A 21,614-nucleotide genomic window follows, 5' to 3' on the forward strand; every position below is an offset into this window, starting at 1 on the left:
GATTCACCTTTAAAATGCTATCAAAATTGATAGATGGACTGATTGGAGAGTAAGCGATTCAAAAGATGGCGTAGTGCAAAATAGGTCGAATTATTGTAGACTAACCTAAAAGAACTTACAGGAGGTTCAGGATACAATGTAAGCGATTCAAAAGATGGCGTAGTGCAAAATAGGTCGAATTATTGTAGACTAACCTAAAAGAACTTACAGGAGGTTCAGGATACAATGTAAGCGATTCAAAAGATGGCGTAGTGCAAAATAGGTCGAATTATTGTAGACTAACCTAAAAGAACTTACAGGAGGTTCAGGATACAATGGACGAATCAAAAAGACAGCTTTGGGAAGAGCGTTTTGAAGAACAGGCAAACAGTGGAATGACGGTCGACGCCTGGTGTACCTCAAAGCAGCTTAACAAATATACCTACTATTATTGGAAGCAGCGGATCCGAAAGGCGAAAATGGAGCCGATGGAGAAAGGGACCACAGCACCACTGTTTGCAAAACTGGAAATGCCAACGGCTTCTGATGAGCGAATACCGGTGGCGGGACTGATTATCCGATGGCGGGGTTTTGAGCTGGTTTTGTCGGATCCCCATGATATCTCTCTGGCAACACAGTTTATCCGACAGCTTTCACAGTCATGATGGATCGGTTTATCAACGACACCACCCATATTTATATTGCGTGTGGAGCCACTGACTTCAGAAAACAGATGGATGGCCTGGCCGTCGTTGTTAATACGGAGTTCAAGCTGGATCCATTCGCTGACAAATGTGCCTTTATCTTCTGCAACCGGAAAAGGTGAACAGCAGAAAATAACCGTCCCCAGTCATACCCGGAAAGCCCGCCAACCCGGAGTCCGTCAGGAAATGCTTGCCGGTCTTCCGAAGGAGATTGAAGAGTACATCATTGGGCCGGATGATTCCTGCGTCAAGTGCGGTGGAGCCCTTACGGTCATCGGCAAACGGATCGTCCGAACCGAAGTGACCTATGAGCCACCAAAACTGAAGGTGAAGCAGATTGTCCAGCAGATTGCAAAATGTACCCAGTGTGGCAAAGAAGGCAGTGAGAATCCCAAGGATCATTTTCAGAAAGCCGCCATACCGGTGCCGGTACTCCCGCATTCCATTGCCACGCCGTCTCTGGTGGCTCAGGTCATGTACCAGAAGTTTGCCATGGGCATGCCCTTTGCCCGTCAGGAAAAAGACTGGTATCGGTTGGGGCTCATTCTATCCCGGTCAAACATGGCCAACTGGACAAACCGCTGCAGCGAAGAATGGCTAACCTCGGTTTATGAACGTATTCTTGCCGAACTGCGTACCTGTGAGGTGCTGCATATGGATGAGACACGGATTCAGTGTAACCGGGAGGAAGGCAGGAAAGCCAACAGCGAATCCTATATGTGGGTGATCCGTAGTGCGGCATGCGAGACAATCCGAGCCGTTTTCTTTCATTATTCGCCGACACGCAAAGGGGAGATCGCCAGGCAGCTGCTTTCCGGATTCCATGGCTATTTAACGACGGATGCGTATGCCGCTTATGAACAAGTCGAGAATATCCGGCGCAACTTATGTTGGTCGCACTGTCGTAGATATTTTATCGACAGCATTCCCTTGACCAGCAATGGGAAAGAAATCCCGGGTTCAAAGGGTGCCGAAGGACGAGCGTACATCGACCTGCTTTTTAAAATTGAGAACGAAATAAAGGATCTTCCTTATGAGGAGATCAGAGAAAAGCGTCTGGAAAGGTCACGCCCCATCCTCGATGCCTTTTGGTCGTGGGTTGACGAAACTGCGGCCATTCCAACGACAAATGAAAAGTTGACTAAAGCCCTGAATTATTCCAAAAACCAGAAGAAATATCTGGAAACCTTCCTGGAAGACGGACGTCTTCCCATCTCCAACAATCTCTGTGAGGCCAGCATCAAACCTTTTGCAACAGGGCGCCGCGCCTGGCTTTTTGCCGATTCGCCTAAAGGTGCAACCGCCAATGCGGTTCTGTACACGCTGGTGGAATCAGCCCGGGCTAATGAACTTAATGTATTCGAATATCTGAATTACCTTCTGACAGAAATCCCCAACAGTGACTATCTGCACCAGCCGGAAGTACTTGAAAAATACCTGCCATGGTCTCAGGAATTGCCTGAGGTGTGCAGACTCAATCATAACTACAAAAAGTGCCTCAAATAATGATGTCATCAGTATATCAGGTTTAGATCAAACTTGCTATACGTCATCTTTTGAGGCACTTACTTTAAAACTTCCCAAAATAAACGGTAAAAATTACCCATTAGCATCGTTCGATTCGTTTTCATATAGGCTGACATCATAAAAGCCAGCCTTTTTCTTTTCCCTAATCCGATAGCTGTCACCTTTGATATTGATCGTTGTGGAATGATGCAGCAGTCGATCCAGGATCGCCGTTGCAACGACATTATTTCCGAACACATCACCCCAACTACCGTAGGACTTGTTGGAAGTCAGAATGATTGAGCCTTTTTCATAGCGATTGGAAACAATCTGAAAAAAGTAATGAGCCACTTCATCATCCATGGCCGCATAGCCAACTTCATCAATAATCAGGATATTGGGTTTATTCAGTGTTTTAAGTTTGCGATGAATGCGCCCGGAAACAAGAACATACGGTGCCTGTCACTTAACTTATTCAACTTAACTTATTGAGTTGGCGGTTGAGAAACAGAGAAATAAAACAAAGAGACGATTTGGGTTCTTCGGGACTCGGGTCGTCTTTTCTTTTTTGAAGTGGCTGGGAAATCTGTAGGAATCTGTCTGGAAAGGATTTGGCTGGTGGTATTGATTTATAATTAAAACTGACCCACCATTAACGGTAAGCGCTTAAATACAAGGTGCCTTACATTCCGAAAAAATCCATGAGATAATAGACTCCAAACAAAACTAAAGTTTTTCAAGTTGTAGTTTTTCGAGTTTTTCAAGTGACTTTGAAATACTGCACAGGAGGTTGAGTATTCCGCTGATTTAGCCCCAGATGATCCGTTGTGGCAAAGAATCGTTTCTGAATTCCCCATAATCATCGGTGTCCCCCATCTTAAATACATATTATTACTTTGAGGGTTTTCGGTTGTGTCAGAAAATTTAAATAGCCAAAATCATTGCAAAATTATAACTTTTGAGTTATAATAAGAACATAACAGAAAGGTTAATAAGCAAAATGTATAAGATAAACTTTTACACTGATCAAAGTGGGAATGTTCCTGTACGAGATTATTTGGATGAGCTTGCAAGTAAAAATGACAAGGACAGCCGAATAAAATTTAATAAAATACAAGACTATATTCAAATGCTGAGTGAAAATGGAACAAGGGCTGGTGAACCCTATGTTAAACATTTAGAAGGGGATCTTTGGGAATTCAGATGTACGGGGCCTGTCACTTAACTTATTCAACTTAACTTATTGAGTTGGCGGTTGAGAAACAGAGAAATAAACAAAGAGACGATTCGGGTTCTACGGGACTCGGGTCGTCTTTTCTTTTTTGTGTGGCACTTTGTATTTAAGCGCTAAATGTAACGGTGCCTGTGAAACCTCCGAAAAACGCAGGCACCTGTAAATCTATACAATAACACGAATAAATATGATCGCTCTAATCTCACAACAAACTTTATTGATCAACTCCCCCAGAATAGCAACTAAAATGTGTAAGTGATTCAAAAGATGGCGTAGTGAAAAACCGATCCAATTAGTGTAAACTAACCTGAAAAGAGGTTCAGGAGGTTTAGATATAATGGACGAGTCAAAAAGACAGCTATGGGAAGAGCGTTTCGAAGAACAGTCAAACAGTAAAATGACCATTGTGAGTATTCCGCTGATTTACCGCCACCCCGTAATATCCACAGTCCTGGCAGGATTTAGGGAGTTTTGTCGGGACTGTCGCGACTGTCGGCATTTCAGGGAGAAAAAAGATGGGAATCTAGTTGGAATTTTTGTCCAATTCAAATTTAATAGCATTTTAAAGTGAGATCGATTATAATGAAGACAATAGCAAAGAAGGTGAACGAATGAAAGTGACTGAGAAAAAAGTACAGAATCCCCATGATAAGTTTTTTAAGGATACATTTTCAAATCCGTTAGTGGTCAGAGATTTTGTTGAGAATTATCTGCCGGAACCGATTTAAAACTGGTTGATTTGAACGAACTGGAGATTCAGAATGGCAGCCACGTGGATGAAGAACTCAGTGAGGTCTTTTCAGATATGTTGTTCAGGACAAAAATCAATCAGCGGGATGGCTATCTCTATTTTCTGTTTAAACACAAGAGTTATCCGGATCGAATGGTTGCCTTACAGTTACTGACTTACATGGTTCGTATCTGGAATCAGAAGGTCAACAAGGAAAACCATACGCATATTCCGGTGATTGTCCCAATGGTGATTTGTCATGGGGAAAAGAAATGGAAAATAAGTCCCATGTTCAGTGATCTGATCCTGAATTTTGACTCGTTGCCGGAAGAAGTCAAACAAATGATACCGAATTACCGCTACCAGCTCTATGATTTATCACAGTTTTCGGATGAAGATATCAAGGGGAAGGCAGAACTGATGATTGCATTGTCCGTTGCCAGAGATATTTTCAAAAAAAGCGGTGAGGAATTTCTTGAAACGATTTTTAAGGCTGCCAGAGCTTTAGCAGAACTGGAAGAAAAGGAAACAGGTCTTCAGTATTTTGAAACCTGTATGCGCTACATTCTGACATCCGGCCCAAGGCTTTCAAGGGAGCAATTGAATACCGTGATTAAGCAATTGGAAGTAACCTACAAGAAAGGGAGTGAAGTAACCATGACATTGGCTGAAGTTTTAAGAGAAGAAGGTTTTGAAGAAGGTATTGAAAAAGGTATTGAAAAAGGAAAAAGTGAAATGGCTATTGGTTTTGCAATCAACCGACTGACCAAAAAATTTGGGATCATGTCTTCAGAGTATCGGGAGAAAATCAATACCCTTGATCTGAACTCTCTGGAAATGTTGAATTACCAGATTGATGATTTCACCAGTCTTGATGATGTGCGAAAATATCTGGCACTCTGATTGGATAAACGGATAAACGGTGCCAGAACAAACGGTGCCTGTCAATCAGGTCCGGCACTCGGTCGCCCACCGAAAAACGCAGTGATTGATAAAAAACAGGAATACGTTGATATTTGTGAACGAGTCGAAGTCGAACGAAAATTCAGTCTTGCCAAACTCAAATGTGGTCTGGGTCTGATCTGGACACGTTTGCCTGATACAGGCCTCACGTTTGCCTGATACAGGCCTCACGTTTGCCTGATACAGGCCTCAGTACCATTGCACTGTCGATTGTTGTTTTGAACCTGAGAAAGGTTCTTTATGCCCATTTTCAGTTTTTTATGCCGGAATTGAATGGGAATAGATATTATCAAAAATTTGTAATTATTCAGTAGGCATTACATAGAAAGCTTGTTTTCCTAAACTAAGTTTATTCGTTGTTGCATTTCGAAAATACTTAATAGAGTTTTGAAAAAGGGGATCTTGTTTTGAATTTATTAAAAAAAATAAAACCATTAAAACCATATTTGATTATAATTATTCTTATCATTTACATTGAAGTTATTGGTAATGGAAAGCTTACAGCTTCTGAAAATCAATTATTTTTTTATGAAGGGATCATTAGAGCAATTGAAGGTGCATCAGTCGGTGTTTTCTTGTATATATTAAATTTAGATGATCTAAAATTGACTTTTAAAATTAATGTACATTGTTTAATTATTGCATTACTTTTAACTTTAACCCATTATTATCCTTATTCTTCATTTCCAATACCAGGTTTATTATATTACTCACCAGTTATATTGTATGTTTTTCCGGTACTAATAGGATACTATTTATCAAAAGGATTAATTTCAATAAAAAACAATAGCGATGTGAGTAATTAAATGCTATAACTCAACTACAGTTGTGTTATAGCATTATCATCATTATTTGCCTGAACCGATTTTGAAGCTGGTGGATCTGGAGACATTGGAAATTCAGAAAGATAGTTTTATTGATGAGAAGCTCAAAGAGTTTTCTTCAGATATGTTATTTAAAACAACCATTAATCATCGAGAAGGTTATCTGTACTTCCTTTTTGAACACAAGAGTTATTCAGATAGAATGGTTGCTCTCCAGCTATTCATTTACATTGCACGAATCTGGGATCAGAAAGTTAATAAAGAAAATGACACTCACATTCCAGTGGTGATTCCAATGGTGATCTATCATGGAAAATCGCAATGGCGAATTGGGCCGATGCTCAGTGATCTGATTTTAGACTATGACACACTACCAGAAGAAATCAGACAAATGACACCGGATTTTCGCTATCAGCTCTATGATTTATCCCAGTTTTCAGATGGAGACATCAAAGGTAAGGTTAAACTGGCGATTGCATTATCACTTTTCAGAGATATGCCTAGAAAAAGTGGGCTGGAATTTATGGATACCATTCTCAATGCCGCCAGAGCGCTGCGGGATTTGGAGAAGGAAGAAAAGGGAACTGAGTATTTTAAAATATGCATGAACTATATTGTGAAAGCAGAATCAGGAATTTCCATAGATCAACTTGACTTTGTCATTGAACAATTAGAAGATACTTACAAAGAGGGGAGTGAAGTTACGATGACTTTAGCTGAATCGTTACGAGAACAAGGACGAAAAGAAGTGCGAGATATTGAGAGATATGAAGCAAAAAAAGAGAGCTTATTTGATTTGGCAATTGAGCGTTTAGCAATGAAATTTGGAGTTCTTCCGACTGAGTTTCAAGAAAAGATCGCTACATTGGATCTTAAGATGTTGCAGATATTCAATATCAATATTGAGAACTTTAAAAATATTGAAGACGCTAAGAGGTTTCTTGGTATCTAATCTAACGGTGCCTCAAACGGTGCCTGACGACATACGCGACATACGCGACATACGACATACGGTGCCTACGCGACATACGGTGACATACGGTTAAGACAGGAAGAACTACTTGCAGACTGGATGCTGGCAATGAATAGTGAGCTACCATATAAAATTGATCCATTAAAATAGGAGGTCGAATGATGTATTTAGCAGTTATCAATGTAGAACCTTTAAAGGACTATAAGTTACTATTAACTTTTGAAAATGGTGAAAAGAGACGTCGATGTCAGTCCATATTTGGATAAGGGCATTTTTCAAGAATTGAAGGATGAGGAGAAATTCAAGACTATACGCGTTAGTTTTGACAGCATTGAATGGTGCAATCAAGCGGATCTTGACCCTGAGTTTTTATTCGAAAAGAGTGAAGCTTGCTAAAAAAAATCAGCAAGAATAGATATACGGTGTAGAAACAGAGAAAAGAGACGATTCGGGTTCCCTTCGGGACTCGGGTCGTCTTTTCTTTTTTGAAGTGGCTGGAAAATATGGAGGAATCTGTCTGGAAAAGATTTGGCAGGTGGCTCCGGTTTGCAGCTTTTGTCAGTTTCCAATCGGTTGCACCAGTTTCTCTCTATCCAAACTCACTGAAGAATTTGTATTCTCCAATCGTAAGTGCCTCAAAAGATGACGTATAGCAAGTTTGATCTAAACCTGATATACTGATGACATCATTATTTGAGGCACTTTTTGTAGTTATGATTGAGTCTGCACACCTCAGGCAATTCCTGAGACCATGGCAGGTATTTTTCAAGTACTTCCGGCTGGTGCAGATAGTCACTGTTGGGGATTTCTGTCAGAAGGTAATTCAGATATTCGAATACATTAAGTTCATTAGCCCGGGCTGATTCCACCAGCGTGTACAGAACCGCATTGGCGGTTGCACCTTTAGGCGAATCGGCAAAAAGCCAGGCGCGGCGCCCTGTTGCAAAAGGTTTGATGCTGGCCTCACAGAGATTGTTGGAGATGGGAAGACGTCCGTCTTCCAGGAAGGTTTCCAGATATTTCTTCTGGTTTTTGGAATAATTCAGGGCTTTAGTCAACTTTTCATTTGTCGTTGGAATGGCCGCAGTTTCGTCAACCCACGACCAAAAGGCATCGAGGATGGGGCGTGACCTTTCCAGACGCTTTTCTCTGATCTCCTCATAAGGAAGATCCTTTATTTCGTTCTCAATTTTAAAAAGCAGGTCGATGTACGCTCGTCCTTCGGCACCCTTTGAACCCGGGATTTCTTTCCCATTGCTGGTCAAGGGAATGCTGTCGATAAAATATCTACGACAGTGCGACCAACATAAGTTGCGCCGGATATTCTCGACTTGTTCATAAGCGGCATACGCATCCGTCGTTAAATAGCCATGGAATCCGGAAAGCAGCTGCCTGGCGATCTCCCCTTTGCGTGTCGGCGAATAATGAAAGAAAACGGCTCGGATTGTCTCGCATGCCGCACTACGGATCACCCACATATAGGATTCGCTGTTGGCTTTCCTGCCTTCCTCCCGGTTACACTGAATCCGTGTCTCATCCATATGCAGCACCTCACAGGTACGCAGTTCGGCAAGAATACGTTCATAAAYCGAGGTTAGCCATTCTTCGCTGCAGCGGTTTGTCCAGTTRGCCATGTTTGACCGGGATAGAATGAGCCCCAACCGATACCAGTCTTTTTCCTGACGGGCAAAGGGGTAAGCGATTCAAAAGATGGCGTAGTGCAAAATAGGTCGAATTATTGTAGACTAACCTAAAAGAACTTACAGGAGGTTCAGGATACAATGGACGAATCAAAAAGACAGCTTTGGGAAGAGCGTTTTGAAGAACAGGCAAACAGTGGAATGACGGTCGACGCCTGGTGTACCTCAAAGCAGCTTAACAAATATACCTACTATTATTGGAAGCAGCGGATCCGAAAGGCGAAAATGGAGCCGATGGAGAAAGGGACCACAGCACCACTGTTTGCAAAACTGGAAATGCCAACGGCTTCTGATGAGCGAATACCGGTGGCGGGACTGATTATCCGATGGCGGGGTTTTGAGCTGGTTTTGTCGGATCCCCATGATATCTCTCTGGCAACACAGTTTATCCGACAGCTTTCACAGTCATGATGGATCGGTTTATCAACGACACCACCCATATTTATATTGCGTGTGGAGCCACTGACTTCAGAAAACAGATGGATGGCCTGGCCGTCGTTGTTAATACGGAGTTCAAGCTGGATCCATTCGCTGACAAATGTGCCTTTATCTTCTGCAACCGGAAAAGGTGAACAGCAGAAAATAACCGTCCCCAGTCATACCCGGAAAGCCCGCCAACCCGGAGTCCGTCAGGAAATGCTTGCCGGTCTTCCGAAGGAGATTGAAGAGTACATCATTGGGCCGGATGATTCCTGCGTCAAGTGCGGTGGAGCCCTTACGGTCATCGGCAAACGGATCGTCCGAACCGAAGTGACCTATGAGCCACCAAAACTGAAGGTGAAGCAGATTGTCCAGCAGATTGCAAAATGTACCCAGTGTGGCAAAGAAGGCAGTGAGAATCCCAAGGATCATTTTCAGAAAGCCGCCATACCGGTGCCGGTACTCCCGCATTCCATTGCCACGCCGTCTCTGGTGGCTCAGGTCATGTACCAGAAGTTTGCCATGGGCATGCCCTTTGCCCGTCAGGAAAAAGACTGGTATCGGTTGGGGCTCATTCTATCCCGGTCAAACATGGCCAACTGGACAAACCGCTGCAGCGAAGAATGGCWAACYTCKGTTTATGAACGTATTCTTGCCGAACTGCGTACCTGTGAGGTGCTGCATATGGATGAGACACGGATTCAGTGTAACCGGGAGGAAGGCAGGAAAGCCAACAGCGAATCCTATATGTGGGTGATCCGTAGTGCGGCATGCGAGACAATCCGAGCCGTTTTCTTTCATTATTCGCCGACACGCAAAGGGGAGATCGCCAGGCAGCTGCTTTCCGGATTCCATGGCTATTTAACGACGGATGCGTATGCCGCTTATGAACAAGTCGAGAATATCCGGCGCAACTTATGTTGGTCGCACTGTCGTAGATATTTTATCGACAGCATTCCCTTGACCAGCAATGGGAAAGAAATCCCGGGTTCAAAGGGTGCCGAAGGACGAGCGTACATCGACCTGCTTTTTAAAATTGAGAACGAAATAAAGGATCTTCCTTATGAGGAGATCAGAGAAAAGCGTCTGGAAAGGTCACGCCCCATCCTCGATGCCTTTTGGTCGTGGGTTGACGAAACTGCGGCCATTCCAACGACAAATGAAAAGTTGACTAAAGCCCTGAATTATTCCAAAAACCAGAAGAAATATCTGGAAACCTTCCTGGAAGACGGACGTCTTCCCATCTCCAACAATCTCTGTGAGGCCAGCATCAAACCTTTTGCAACAGGGCGCCGCGCCTGGCTTTTTGCCGATTCGCCTAAAGGTGCAACCGCCAATGCGGTTCTGTACAYGCTGGTGGAATCAGCCCGGGCTAATGAACTTAATGTATTCGAATATCTGAATTACCTTCTGACAGAAATCCCCAACAGTGACTATCTGCACCAGCCGGAAGTACTTGAAAAATACCTGCCATGGTCTCAGGAATTGCCTGAGGTGTGCAGACTCAATCATAACTACAAAAAGTGCCTCAAATAATGATGTCATCAGTATATCAGGTTTAGATCAAACTTGCTATACGTCATCTTTTGAGGCACTTACGRTTGGAGAATACAAATTCTTCARWGRGYWYGGATAGAGAGAAACTGGTGCAACCSATKGSAAACTKMYRRWASMTGCAAACCTGAGCCACCTGCCAAATCTTTTCCAGACAGATTCCTCCATATTTTCCAGCCACTTCAAAAAAGAAGAGACGGCCCGAGTGGCAATGGAATGCGGGATCGTCTCTTTTCTCTGTACCGGCACCGTATATCTATTCTTGCTGATTTTTTTTAGCAAGCTTCACTCTTTTCGAATAAAAACTCAGGGTCAAGATCCGCTTGATTGCACCATTCAATGCTGTCAAAACTAACGCGTATGGTCTTGAATTTCTCCTCGGCTTTCAATTCTTGAAAATGATCCTTGTCCAAATATGGATTCTCACTGCCGTTTCTTTGCCACACTTTCAAAAGTTAATAGTAACTTATAGTCCTTTAAAGGGTACATTTTGCAATCTGCTGGACAATCTGCTTCACCTTCAGTTTTGGTGGATCAATTTATCTCATAGGTCACTTCGGTTCGGACGATCCGCCTTTTTTAAATGTTTGCCGATGACCGTTTCAAGGTTGCTCCACCGCACTTGACGCAGGAATCAAGGTCCGGCCCAATGATCTTAGTACTCTTCAAATAGTCATCAATTGGGGATCAGTTGTACCTTTCTCCTTCGGAAGACCGGCAAGCTGCTTAACACCACTTGCTTCTTCCAACTGCTTTTGGGTGATTTCCTGACGGACTCTAGCACGGGTTGGCGGGCTTATTAATGCTACTCTCAAATCAGATCCGGGTATGACTTCCGGGGGGACGGTTATTTTCTGCTGTTCACCMMASMKTKMTYYMRYGRGWYYYWSYKTTKTYTYAMWCAKKKWYARTKSTCCWTYCAACAARRTYTYTCRWWKWYYSWKTSGMKKRWYCAAWYMSTYTTTTRSGWGYTTKCWGYRKCKYCTKCAYSAWATWWTSWAKRMGRATAWWMYGKTTGSCAWYSMWKYCRWCWWWKRMGRYCMGMTCTYYTWWCKGTYTTWMYWCCMRAATTTCACCCTCTATGTGTTYGMCMKMAGSMTCASCARYTCTTCKTGYCMTGTYMTCCGWRTMYMTTCMTKTRMTYTYTATTGGTACTATTATAYYWTKTTTAGYTTMAKMMKGCTAYMYTTRTCRKTTTTGMWTRMWAAKTYTTYWAAAYRCYRTWWYAMWGSCWYTTTRCWAWTTTRTWYRYRCTSKTTWRWWRCSKTTMAAAKMWGCTTCTATTATARYTYTYMAGYKWYATYRTTGCAMTGRTTKAASKGYTTTWWTYTKCTSRATTTCAARMCCCWSAARSWAMYACKGWAYYTGMAGTGRYSGKTTRWTTCWSKGACYKYYGATKRKGKKSWRRGCYRSWRWRATTTYAWRYCGTTGAGCAGCTTCTTGCTAGCYAGMMYRRARCCRKTGSCAYCRTMAYSYRRAACTTKRRKGGCAYTYCTTTTCCGATCAACTGGCACTGCAGTCATAATTGTTGCAGAAGATAAAGGCGTTTTGCTACATTTGTCAGCGATCACGGTTTGCAATGGATCCAGCTTGTCAAACTCCGTGGGGCAAAAATTAACATTACGACGGCCAGGCCATCCATCTGTTTTCTGAAGTCAGTGGCTCCATTATCACGCAATATAAATATGGGTGAATCTGACGAAATAGGCAGCAACAAAAGTGTCTGTTGATGCCTATTTCGCAGAATTTTCCAAACCGATCCATCAAATGAACTCACTAATTGACTGTGAGGTTTTGAAGCTGTCGGATATTCATTCACAATTTATGAACTCGTGTTTTTTTATGGCCTTTTTTCGGAGGTTTCACTGGCACCGTTTGACTCAAATATGAGAGAGATATCATGGAAATGATTTCGGATCCGACAAACAACCAGCTCAAAACCCCGCCACTATTCGGATAATCAGTTGAAAAAGGGGAAGTTTGACTATTCCCCCCGCCACCGGTATTCGCTCACATGAACATATTTCCCAACAAATTCAGAAGCCGTTGGCATTTCCAGTTTCTCAATGTCAATGTCTGCAAAGTCTTTATCGCCAGTGGTGCTGTGGTCCCTTTCTCCAACTTCGGCTCCATAGAGCACTGGATAGTCCATTTCGCCCCGAATTTCGGAGAGATTTTCATCCGCTGCTTCCAATAATAGTAGGTATATTTGTTAAGAAGAACTGCTTTGAGGTACACCAGGCGTCGACCGTCATTCCACTGTTTGCCTGTTCTTCAAAACGCTCTTCCCAAAGCTTCAATCACGAAGGAAGATAGAACGAGACGATGGTCTTTTTGATTCGCTGCAATCCATTGTATCCTGAACTTACTCCTGTAAGTTCTTTTAGAAATCAAAACGTTAGTCTACAGCATAATTCGAATTGCTTCTTTTCCTATTTTGCACTACGCCATCTTTTCCGGAATCGCTTCAACAGTTTTAAAACGTCTTCTTCAGATTTCAAATCTAATCGTTCCGCTGTATTGACACAGGCACCGTATGCCTTTTCGAGAGCAAGCATTGCTGAGTTGGCAATCACCATGTAGCCATCTTTCTCGATGAAAGTCACTCGTATGCCTTTTCTTCAGATTCAGTTTCTTCCGAATATTGATGGGAAAAGTCACTTGACCTTTAGACATTACTTTTGCAAAACTCGAAAAACTACAACTTGAAAAACTTTAGTTTTCTTGTTTGGAGTCTAGCACCGTTATCTCATGGATTTTTTCAGAATCAATCCAATTAATCCAAAAGTAAGTCACCTTGTTACTGTAAGCGCTTAAATACAAGGTACCACACAAAAAAGAAAAGACGACCCGAGTCCCGTAGAACCCGAATCGTCTCTCTGTTTTATTTCTCTGTTTCTCAACCGCCAACTCAATAAGTTAAGTTGAATAAGTTAAGTGACAGGCACCGTATGTCTAGATGGGGGACGCCGATGATTATGGGGAATTCAGAAACGATTCTTTGCCACAACGGATCATCTGGGGCTAAATCAGCGGAATACTCAACCTCCTGTGCAGTATTTCAAAGTCACTTGAAAAACTCGAAAAACTACAACTTGAAAAACTTTAGTTTTGTTTGGAGTCTATTATCTCATGGATTTTTTCGGAATGTAAGGCACCTTGTATTTAAGCGCTTACCGTTAATGGTGGGTCAGTTTTAATTATAAATCAATACCACCAGCCAAATCCTTTCCAGACAGATTCCTACAGATTTCCCAGCCACTTCAAAAAAGAAAAGACGACCCGAGTCCCGAAGAACCCAAATCGTCTCTTTGTTTTATTTCTCTGTTTCTCAACCGCCAACTCAATAAGTTAAGTTGAATAAGTTAAGTGACAGGCACCGTATGKKCYKRWTKYMRGGCRCMTTSWTMKYRARCKYWWAMSASWKWWYAMASSCAMYRTMCWKMWYAKYSAYKWMRWWRRMTWWRMRRMSAYGRMYCGAGTCCCGTAGAACCCGAATCGTCTCTCTGTTTTATTTCTCCGTTTCTCAACCACCAACTCAATAAGTTAAGTTGAATAAGTTAAGTGACAGGCACCGTATGACCCAGCCACTTCAAAAAAGAAAAGACGACCCGAGTCCCGAAGAACCCGAATCGCCTCTCTGTTTTATTTCTCTGTTTCTCAACCGCCAACTCAATAAGTTAAGTTGAATAAGTTAAGTGACAGGCACCGTTACTATCTTTGGGTATAACCCTTTTGCCCACCACCCGCATAGCAGGTGGTTTATTGTTTTGCCCGCTTTGCGTGCTCAACAGACTAAAGTCAAAAAAAGAAGAAGCCCCATACCATTATGGTATAGGGCTTCTCTTTTCACTCTTTTCACTCATTTCATTCTAATGGTAAGAATTTATAGAGTAACGTTTCGCGCTTTTGTTATTGGACTGTTAATGTGAAAACGTCTCCGTTTGCTAATGTCATTGTTAATACATCATCAGCTGATGCACCAGTGAATGTTACAGGGGTTGTTCCATCTGTTTGATAAACTACACCATCTGTAATAACAACTTCTTTATTACCTTCTGAATCTATTGGAGCAAGAATAGTTCCTGCACCATCAGTTACAAAATTAGCAATACCAGTGAAATCATAGTCTGCAGTATTACCATAAGCATCAAGAAGAATTAAATCATTTGTGCTTAATGCTAATTGAGAAGCAGCACCTGCATTTACAATTACGGCAGTAGCAGTATCATTCAATCCGCTATATGTTACATCCTGTACAATAGCAGCACCTGCTATACCAGCTGGTACAGTAGTTGTAGCTACACCATTTACAAAAGTTACATTTCTTAAGTAAGTATCAGTACCATCAGAAATTGTTGCAACACCAGAGCCGTTATAAGTTGTATATGCAACTGAAGCTCCTTTATAGGCGTTAATTGTTAAGCCAATGGTATCTCCAGATGTATATTCAGAAGCATTTGTAGTTACTGCTATTGATGTTAATGGATCAACAATAGTAAAGTTGAATGCTTGACTATCAACAGCGGCTGCAGGTGTAGCAGCATCCATTAATGTATAGGTTACTGTATCAGTACCTAAAGTAGCTGCAGAAGTAATTGTTGAAGTAAATGTAGCAGCAGAAAGTGCTGTAGTTGATGCAATATAATTTGTTCCACCTGAAGTAACTGCAATATCTACTGTATAACCTGCAGTTGTAAATACTTCTGCTCCAGTCATATCATCACCATATTGGTCAACCACTTTAAAGGTTACTGTTGTAGTAGCACCACTTGATGGGATTGAAGCACTTGGTGCAGTAACAACCTGTAACTCACTTGGTAAACGTTCTTCTAATACTTCAACAGTTGCTGTTGAAACTGCGCCTGTAAGTTTATTTACTAATGTAAGAGTATATGTTCCTTCAGTTGCTGCTGTGAAAGTAATATTTTCACCAGTCGCATCTACATTACCAACTGTTAATGTTCCGGCTCCTGAAACAGAAACATTAAATAAACTTCCAGGTGTTGTCAGATCTAAATTCGCAACAGAACTAGCTGCCATTTCAGTACCATACTGATCAGCAAATACTACTGGTAATTCAAAAGTAGTATTATCACCAGCAATAATTTCAGAATCTCCGAAAGTTGCTGTATTAGCAGCAGGTGTTGCATAAACTGTTATAGGAAGTGTTGAAACTGTTCCAGCATCCCCATTTATTGCAGTAATTACAACAGTACCATCATTTACAACATTAACTGACAGAACACCATCAACAACCTGAACATTGTTAATAATAGTAGCATCTGAAGTTATAAACTGAATAGCACCAATAGTTTGAGGCATAGCCGCAGAACCTAATGCTGGAAGTGTAACTTCATTACCAAAGTTGTCTGCAGCAGCATATGTTAATTCTACCATACCTGCTCCTTCAGTTAATCGATCAGATCCCTCAGGAACAACTACTTCACCTAATCCAAATGATGCAACAAAAATATTTGAAACTGTAATATCTTTTGTAGCCACAATTGTTGTATCTGCATCTAATACGCCTGTTACTCTTAATACATCACCAAGCTGTGCATTAGCAATAGTATTAAGTGTTAAATAGGTAAATGCACCATCAGTAGCAGCAACTGTTCTTGTTGAAGCAGTTGTGTTAACAACAGACCATGTGAATGCATTTGAATTTCTTGTCATTTCATCGCCATACTGGTCATATACCATGTAGTTTACCTGTGCAGCAGCATCAGCAGCTACGTTTGCTGTAATAATATTAACTGTTGTTACTGTCTGCGCTTCAACAACAGTTGTTGCAGAATCAGTACCTAAATCAATACCTGCAGCAGTTACTGTATAAGTACCAGCAAGTAAATTAGAAACTCTTGACAATTCAACACTCATACCATCAGCTGCCCATACAGGTGCTAACATAGTTGTAGTGGTAGATCCTCTTTGTACATCGAAAGTGATTAATGCTTGATCAGCTGCGCTGATAGCGGTATTGAATGAAACTGTTAATGTTGTTGCACTTGTAGCTTCAACACCAGTCATGCTAGTAACCATTGTCAATGCTTCAATCGCTGCGTTAATAGCCGCTGTCGCTGCATCAACTTCTGCCTGAGTATTAGCATCAGTTACAACATTATCTGTTAATGCTGTTTGAAGAGCTGCCCAGCTTTCAGCTGTGTAATCAGTTTCTGTCAAAGCTGCAGCTGCTGCTACTGCTGCTTCATAAGCAGTCATATCAGCTTTAGTCTGTACGATTTTAATCTCAAGAGCTTCTAATCGTAAGCCAGAACCAGTGGTTCCTAACTGAGCGCCATCAGCATACCATTCGGTATCGCCAATGTTTTGAACATGGCCGCGGTACTCTACTGAGTAACCAGTAGCTATATTGCCTTCGTCATCCACTAATGAAATCTGAATCGCTTCGATTCTCAGGCCTTCGCCTTTAGTTCCTGCCATTGTACCGTCTTCAACAAAGCCCATCCAGCCTTTGTTTTGAACGTGTACCTGGTATTTAATGTGAAGTCCGGCTGGAGCAGTATCTGCTAATTTAATCCAGGATGCTTCCAATCTCAGGCCTTCGCCTACTGTTCCTAATCGTTCTGGTCCTTGAATCCAAGTACCATCCAATGGAAAGTCACCTTTGTTCTGTACGTGTCCACGGTATTCAACGCCTACATCTGATACGTCTGATGTTTGAGCGCCGAATATTCCTGCAAAGAAATCCGCAACTGGGTTTGTTTTTTCAGCCGCGAATACACTTGTAGAGAATACCATGGAAAGCATCATCAATACTGATAAAATGCTAACTGTAATCTTCTTCATACTTTGTTTCCTCCGTTGTTAAATTTTGGGTTTTTTATCCGGAAGTCCCAGCAATAACTTTTACATTAATCGCCTGGAAATTCCAGAGCTTAATTTTGCTCCATATTTGGGTTCTGGATTTACCTCTTAACTGTCCCTCTTTCCTCCTTCCTAATTTTAGCTAGCGAACCATCATTGCTACAAAAATAGCTGGTTGGCCAATACAGTGAAACGGTAAACCGAGAAAGAGCGTTCTTGTATGATTTTACACCTTCTTATGATGTTTTGCAATAAATATCGTTGTCATTTCAAATAAAAATCGGGATTTTAACATTTTCAAAATCCAAAAAACTGGTTTTGTCTCACATCGCTTACAAATTCTAGTCTTTTAGTTTGACAATGTGTCCAATACTTTCAATTTTGACCAAACCAACTGCCGGTTTTTGGATAAATATGGTGAATCGTAATGGCGATGATGACAGCGATCAGCTCCCTTCTATAATCGTACTTACTATTAGTACTTACCACTGATACACGTTTTCAAACATAATTTTTATAATTCTTTGTTACAACTGGTTAACGTTTGAGGTGGGGGTTTTATTGCATGGGATTTTATTTTTTTATTTTTTTTATTTTTTTTATTTTTTTTATTTTTTTATTTTTTGCACATGGGGGCAGTTTGCTTTTGCGGGCGATTGATAATCGCCCCTACGAACTTGGCTCGACCATGACCATGACCATGACACAGATGTTATCTCTTATTAACCTATACCGAGTGGCTCGGCTATGACACGGGGAGATTTCGCCTTTCATCCCTAGCGGGCGATCACTGATCGCCCCTACGTTAAATCTTTAATTGAACATATCTCTGTGGCTCGGCCATGAAATGGAGACATTTCATAGCCAAGCTTCTAGCTTAATGGTTCTTCTGGGACTGCTTCGGTTTCTTCTGTGACTTCTTCCGGGGTGGTGGGTTTGGTTTCGCTTAACGGGGTTTTCTCCTCGTCCACGGCTTCGGTTTCTTTTTCGGTTACTTTTTCAGTTTCTTTTTCGGCTTCGACCGGTTCGACCGGGAGGGTCGGTGAAACGGTGGTGGCAGCCGGGGTTTTATTAACGGCTGGATCAACGATCTCCTCGGTTTGATTATTGGGTTGTGTTATTTCCGGCTCTGCTTCTGGTGTCACTGCCGGGGTTTCTTCGTCCGGGGTGGTGGGTTTGTCTTTGGTCTCTTTTTTTGACCCGTCGCTCTTTATTACCTTGGTCAGATCGACTGATTTTTCTTTGGAAACTTCCAGTAAATCCGTCAGCGACATCGCCGCCAGCGCATCCATGGTCAGGGAGCTGTCAGCCATAACCAGTTCCTTCATGACATTGAGTTTACCGGTGGAAACGCTGTATTGTTCGGCCTCAGTAAGGGTTTGACTATCAGTAACGACGGTTTGCCTAACCACGGTGGCGTTAATGTCTTCGGCGGTGGCACTGTCTTTTATCACCTGATTAAGCGATACAGCCAGATCATCCGCTTTAGCGGTACTCTGATTTTCGACACTCACCATGACCACGCTTTTGCTTTCATCCAGGTAGCCGTTTTTTATCATCGTGGTGATAATCACCCCGACGGAGTCTTCCAGGTTGGTCTGATTGAGGTGTTTTTCATCCAGCAGCGCCTGAACATTCTGGTCAAAGGCTTTCACCGCTAAGATCTGTTTGTGCTTGTTGGTCACAATTTCGACACTCTGGTTGGCGTCCAGGGCAATGATGCTTTCTGGCGATTTAAACTCTCCAAACCAGGTGGTTATACAAATCAAGATCACCAGAGCTCCGGCGAAGGCCATGGATAAGGGCTTTGCGGCCAGCCGTATCCGTCCATTTCGCTGGGTTGCGGGTGCCACTTGCCGGGTGATGGTGTCGTGCTCAGTCATTTTGAGTACCGGCATGGCGGCCAGCTTTTCAAAATCCAGAGCCGGGGCCTGGCTGATTGCGCGTTTTAGAGACGCTTCTATATTTAGTTTTTGATGATGGCTCATTAGATCACCTCCTGTTCGATGAGATATTTTTTCAATTTTTTTAAGCCGCGATGATATTTTGATAAAACGGTTGATAGCTTCATCTCCAGGCTTTTGGCAATTTCGCGGTGGGTAAACCCGGAAATGGCGTGTAAAAGAATAATTTCGGTTTCTTCACTACTGAGAATTTTTAGTGCAGTTTGAAGCACCAGTCGGTCTTCGGCATCGCTGACATAGGAAAAATTCAGATCGTTTTCCATATCGGTCAATGTGATGCTATCATTTTTCTGTTTACTGCGGATTTTGCTGACGGACAGATTCCGGGCGATGGTAAAGACCCAGGCCATTGGTTTACCCATGGGCTTATAAAGATGGGCGGCCGCCCTAATCTTTAGATAGGTGTCCTGGACGACATCCAGGGCATCGTCATGGTTTTTTAAGGTTGACAACACAAAGGCATAGACGGTTCGTTCCGTCTGGCGGTAAAATTCTTCGAAGGCGGCCATATCTCCTGCGGCAATCCGGGTGAAAATGGCTTCATCGATATTTATTTTTTTTTCGTATTGTGTGTTTTCTGTGTTATCCGGTACCACCATTGCAAGGAATAGTTTCATCAGGTATAACCCCCAACATTATATTAACGTTTTTTTATCACGTTTTATTGCATTGCTTTTTAAAATTAATTTTAACGTACTGCCTATTATCAGCTAAAAAGTGAAAAAAGGCAAGATGTGGCGTGGTGTGTGCCAAACTTTTTTTTGTTGCGTCACTTCTTCGGGCTGGTTTCTTTCTCATCTATAAGTTATATTAAAGAATTTTGCAAATCAAACTGGCAATTTCCCGGTTGCGGGCGATGGTCTGACCCCTTGGTCATCACGAATCTTTAAATCTTTAATTTATAGTATAACACAGGTCGATTAAGAATTTGTAGTCTTATGGTTATTTAAGGAAGGTTTTTAAAACCGCCGATGCCTGTTATCGCTGCTGTTTATACTGCGGTACCCGGGTGAATTTTTATCTCAGGGGTGCCAAGGTTTATAGGTGACTTTTTTTAGTTCACGTGATAGAATGTATCTATTATGGGAATATAGAAATTAACCGTTTCAAATGCACACGATAACAGGCTTTGTTTGGTGATGTCTTGGGGATGATTTTTTATGAAGGAGTATTATAATGGAAAAAAAGTTAAGCTACACCGTCGATGAACTCATTGATTTAAATGTCTTGCAGCAGTTTCAGGACAGTTTTGCCAAGGCCCTGGGGATGGCCAGCGTTTCGGTGGATAATGTCAAAGGGACGATTACCGAACCCAGCAATTTTACTGATTTTTGTATGAAATACACCCGTGGCTCCACTGAGGGGAACAAGCGCTGTGTTGCCTGTGATATTGAAGGCGGTAAAAAATCCGGGAATACCGGCAAGCCGGCGGTTTATTCCTGCCATGCCGGACTGGTCGATTTTGCGGCGCCCATTATGGTGGATGGTCAGCAGATTGGCGCAATCCTCGGCGGTCAGGTGCTGGATGCGCCCCCCGACGAAGATAAGTTTCGCCGGATCGCCCGGGAAATTGGCGTCGATGAAGATGAATACATTGCGGCCCTGCGAAAAATCACCATTGTTCCGCGGGAAAAAATTAATGCCGCCGCCGATATGCTTTATGTCTTTGCCAATTCTATTTCTAAAATGGGCCATCACAACCGCTTACTGGTTGATGAAACCGAAAAATTCCAGGTTATTTCTGAAGATATGTTTGAAAACATTCGCTCGGTAACCGATGTGGTTAATAATTTTTCAACCCAGATTGAGTCGCTGATTAAAGCATCGGACGAACTACTGGAATCTTCGACAATTTCCAAGAATAAGGTAAAAGAAACCGATTCAATTCTTAAATTTATTCGCGATGTTGCCACCCAAACCAATCTGCTGGGACTAAACGCCGCCATTGAAGCCACCCGGGCCGGTGAATTTGGCCGGGGCTTTAACGTCGTCGCCGATGAGGTCCGGAAACTGGCCGTCATGAGTGTGGATTCTGCTAAGAAGATTGAAACCATTCTTGACAGCATTGTTTTAAGTATGAACTCGGTGGAATCTCAGGCATCTAAGTCCTTCAAGATCATCAGCGAACATCAGGCAGCGATGGGCGAAATTAATGAAAAACTGAGTATGCTTAATCAGATCTCCGATAAGCTCAAGGTTGAGATTAAGAATTTGCAAGATAATTTATACTAG

21 protein-coding genes and 1 pseudogene are annotated in these 21,614 nt (G+C 42.3%); 14 read left to right on the forward strand and 8 right to left on the reverse strand.

Features of this window, described 5'->3' with window-relative positions; translation table 11 throughout:
* Positions 1-314 precede the first annotated feature (314 nt).
* From DOZ58_RS07820 to DOZ58_RS07830, 3 genes are read left to right on the forward strand one after another with little or no spacing between them, the layout of a single operon-like run.
* Positions 315-644: a hypothetical protein gene (locus DOZ58_RS07820; RefSeq protein ID WP_111887798.1), complete on the forward strand. Its 330-nt coding sequence runs from the start codon at positions 315-317 to the stop codon at positions 642-644.
* A complete protein-coding gene (tnpB, locus tag DOZ58_RS07825) occupies positions 641-805 on the forward strand; it encodes an IS66 family insertion sequence element accessory protein TnpB (RefSeq protein ID WP_162624475.1) in 165 nt (54 codons plus the stop codon). The genes DOZ58_RS07820 and tnpB (DOZ58_RS07825) overlap by 4 nt, the downstream gene beginning before the upstream one ends.
* A complete protein-coding gene (locus DOZ58_RS07830; RefSeq protein ID WP_242988637.1) occupies positions 774-2,189 on the forward strand; it encodes an IS66 family transposase in 1,416 nt (471 codons plus the stop codon). The genes tnpB (DOZ58_RS07825) and DOZ58_RS07830 overlap by 32 nt, the downstream gene beginning before the upstream one ends.
* Positions 2,190-2,282: 93 nt before the next feature.
* Here the strand turns inward: DOZ58_RS07830 and DOZ58_RS07835 are convergent, their stop codons facing one another.
* Entirely contained in the window at positions 2,283-2,621 is a 339-nt protein-coding gene (locus DOZ58_RS07835; protein ID WP_305781831.1) for an ATP-binding protein, read from the reverse strand.
* A 568-nt stretch (positions 2,622-3,189) separates the two neighbouring features.
* Here DOZ58_RS07835 and DOZ58_RS07840 point away from each other — a divergent pair.
* The 7 genes and pseudogenes from DOZ58_RS07840 to DOZ58_RS07865 all read left to right on the forward strand — a co-directional run bounded on the left by DOZ58_RS07840 (position 3,190) and on the right by DOZ58_RS07865 (position 6,892).
* The gene (locus tag DOZ58_RS07840) at positions 3,190-3,414 is read left to right on the forward strand and encodes a type II toxin-antitoxin system RelE/ParE family toxin (protein ID WP_111887800.1); all 225 of its coding nucleotides are present in this window, start codon (positions 3,190-3,192) and stop codon (positions 3,412-3,414) included.
* A 346-nt stretch (positions 3,415-3,760) separates the two neighbouring features.
* Positions 3,761-3,994: a hypothetical protein gene (locus DOZ58_RS07845; protein WP_111887801.1), complete on the forward strand. Its 234-nt coding sequence runs from the start codon at positions 3,761-3,763 to the stop codon at positions 3,992-3,994.
* A gap of 40 nt (positions 3,995-4,034) precedes the next feature.
* Complete coding sequence (locus DOZ58_RS19085; protein ID WP_256372210.1) at positions 4,035-4,151, forward strand: Rpn family recombination-promoting nuclease/putative transposase; 117 nt, start codon at positions 4,035-4,037, stop codon at positions 4,149-4,151.
* An 11-nt stretch (positions 4,152-4,162) separates the two neighbouring features.
* Positions 4,163-5,056, forward strand: a complete 894-nt coding sequence (locus DOZ58_RS07850; protein WP_256372211.1) for an Rpn family recombination-promoting nuclease/putative transposase — start codon at positions 4,163-4,165, stop codon at positions 5,054-5,056.
* A gap of 39 nt (positions 5,057-5,095) precedes the next feature.
* Positions 5,096-5,257, forward strand: a pseudogene (locus tag DOZ58_RS19265) (transposase); the annotation flags it as partial.
* A 266-nt stretch (positions 5,258-5,523) separates the two neighbouring features.
* Entirely contained in the window at positions 5,524-5,922 is a 399-nt protein-coding gene (locus DOZ58_RS07860) for a hypothetical protein (protein WP_111887803.1), read from the forward strand.
* A 46-nt stretch (positions 5,923-5,968) separates the two neighbouring features.
* Positions 5,969-6,892: an Rpn family recombination-promoting nuclease/putative transposase gene (locus DOZ58_RS07865; RefSeq protein ID WP_111887804.1), complete on the forward strand. Its 924-nt coding sequence runs from the start codon at positions 5,969-5,971 to the stop codon at positions 6,890-6,892.
* Positions 6,893-7,602: 710 nt separating this feature from the next.
* Here the strand turns inward: DOZ58_RS07865 and DOZ58_RS07875 are convergent.
* Positions 7,603-8,616: an IS66 family transposase gene (locus tag DOZ58_RS07875; RefSeq protein WP_256372220.1), complete on the reverse strand. Its 1,014-nt coding sequence runs from the start codon at positions 8,614-8,616 to the stop codon at positions 7,603-7,605.
* A 78-nt stretch (positions 8,617-8,694) separates the two neighbouring features.
* Between DOZ58_RS07875 and DOZ58_RS07880 the strand changes: the two genes are divergently transcribed.
* From DOZ58_RS07880 to DOZ58_RS07890, 3 genes are read left to right on the forward strand one after another with little or no spacing between them, the layout of a single operon-like run.
* Positions 8,695-9,024: a hypothetical protein gene (locus tag DOZ58_RS07880; protein WP_111887798.1), complete on the forward strand. Its 330-nt coding sequence runs from the start codon at positions 8,695-8,697 to the stop codon at positions 9,022-9,024.
* Complete coding sequence (gene tnpB / locus DOZ58_RS07885) at positions 9,021-9,185, forward strand: IS66 family insertion sequence element accessory protein TnpB (RefSeq protein WP_162624475.1); 165 nt, start codon at positions 9,021-9,023, stop codon at positions 9,183-9,185. Before DOZ58_RS07880 ends, tnpB (DOZ58_RS07885) begins: the two co-directional genes overlap by 4 nt.
* Positions 9,154-10,569 (forward strand): IS66 family transposase, encoded by a 1,416-nt coding sequence (locus DOZ58_RS07890; protein ID WP_242988640.1) that lies wholly within the window; start codon positions 9,154-9,156, stop codon positions 10,567-10,569. The genes tnpB (DOZ58_RS07885) and DOZ58_RS07890 overlap by 32 nt, the downstream gene beginning before the upstream one ends.
* 683 nt (positions 10,570-11,252) lie before the next feature.
* Here the strand turns inward: DOZ58_RS07890 and DOZ58_RS07900 are convergent.
* The 6 genes from DOZ58_RS07900 to DOZ58_RS07925 form a co-directional block, all read right to left on the reverse strand.
* Positions 11,253-11,402 carry a hypothetical protein gene (locus DOZ58_RS07900; RefSeq protein WP_242988641.1) on the reverse strand — a complete coding sequence of 50 codons (150 nt, stop codon included), beginning with the start codon at positions 11,400-11,402 and terminating at the stop codon, positions 11,253-11,255.
* 1,169 nt (positions 11,403-12,571) lie between these two features.
* On the reverse strand, positions 12,572-12,781 hold the full coding sequence (locus tag DOZ58_RS07905; protein WP_111887806.1) for a hypothetical protein: 210 nt from the start codon (positions 12,779-12,781) through the stop codon (positions 12,572-12,574).
* Positions 12,782-13,019: 238 nt separating this feature from the next.
* Positions 13,020-13,193 carry a hypothetical protein gene (locus DOZ58_RS18670; protein WP_204355491.1) on the reverse strand — a complete coding sequence of 58 codons (174 nt, stop codon included), beginning with the start codon at positions 13,191-13,193 and terminating at the stop codon, positions 13,020-13,022.
* A 1,306-nt stretch (positions 13,194-14,499) separates the two neighbouring features.
* Positions 14,500-17,400 carry a hypothetical protein gene (locus DOZ58_RS07910; protein ID WP_111887807.1) on the reverse strand — a complete coding sequence of 967 codons (2,901 nt, stop codon included), beginning with the start codon at positions 17,398-17,400 and terminating at the stop codon, positions 14,500-14,502.
* An 890-nt stretch (positions 17,401-18,290) separates the two neighbouring features.
* Positions 18,291-19,406 (reverse strand): hypothetical protein, encoded by a 1,116-nt coding sequence (locus tag DOZ58_RS07920; RefSeq protein WP_111887809.1) that lies wholly within the window; start codon positions 19,404-19,406, stop codon positions 18,291-18,293.
* A complete protein-coding gene (locus tag DOZ58_RS07925; RefSeq protein WP_111887810.1) occupies positions 19,406-19,999 on the reverse strand; it encodes an RNA polymerase sigma factor in 594 nt (197 codons plus the stop codon). Before DOZ58_RS07925 ends, DOZ58_RS07920 begins: the two co-directional genes overlap by 1 nt.
* Positions 20,000-20,558: 559 nt before the next feature.
* On the opposite strand from DOZ58_RS07925, the gene DOZ58_RS19165 reads away from it, so the two are divergent.
* Positions 20,559-21,614, forward strand: coding sequence for a PocR ligand-binding domain-containing protein (locus DOZ58_RS19165; protein WP_111887811.1), 1,056 nt, complete (start codon positions 20,559-20,561; stop codon positions 21,612-21,614).

This window comes from Acetobacterium sp. KB-1 (assembly GCF_003260995.1).
Classification (GTDB): domain Bacteria; phylum Bacillota; class Clostridia; order Eubacteriales; family Eubacteriaceae; genus Acetobacterium; species Acetobacterium carbinolicum.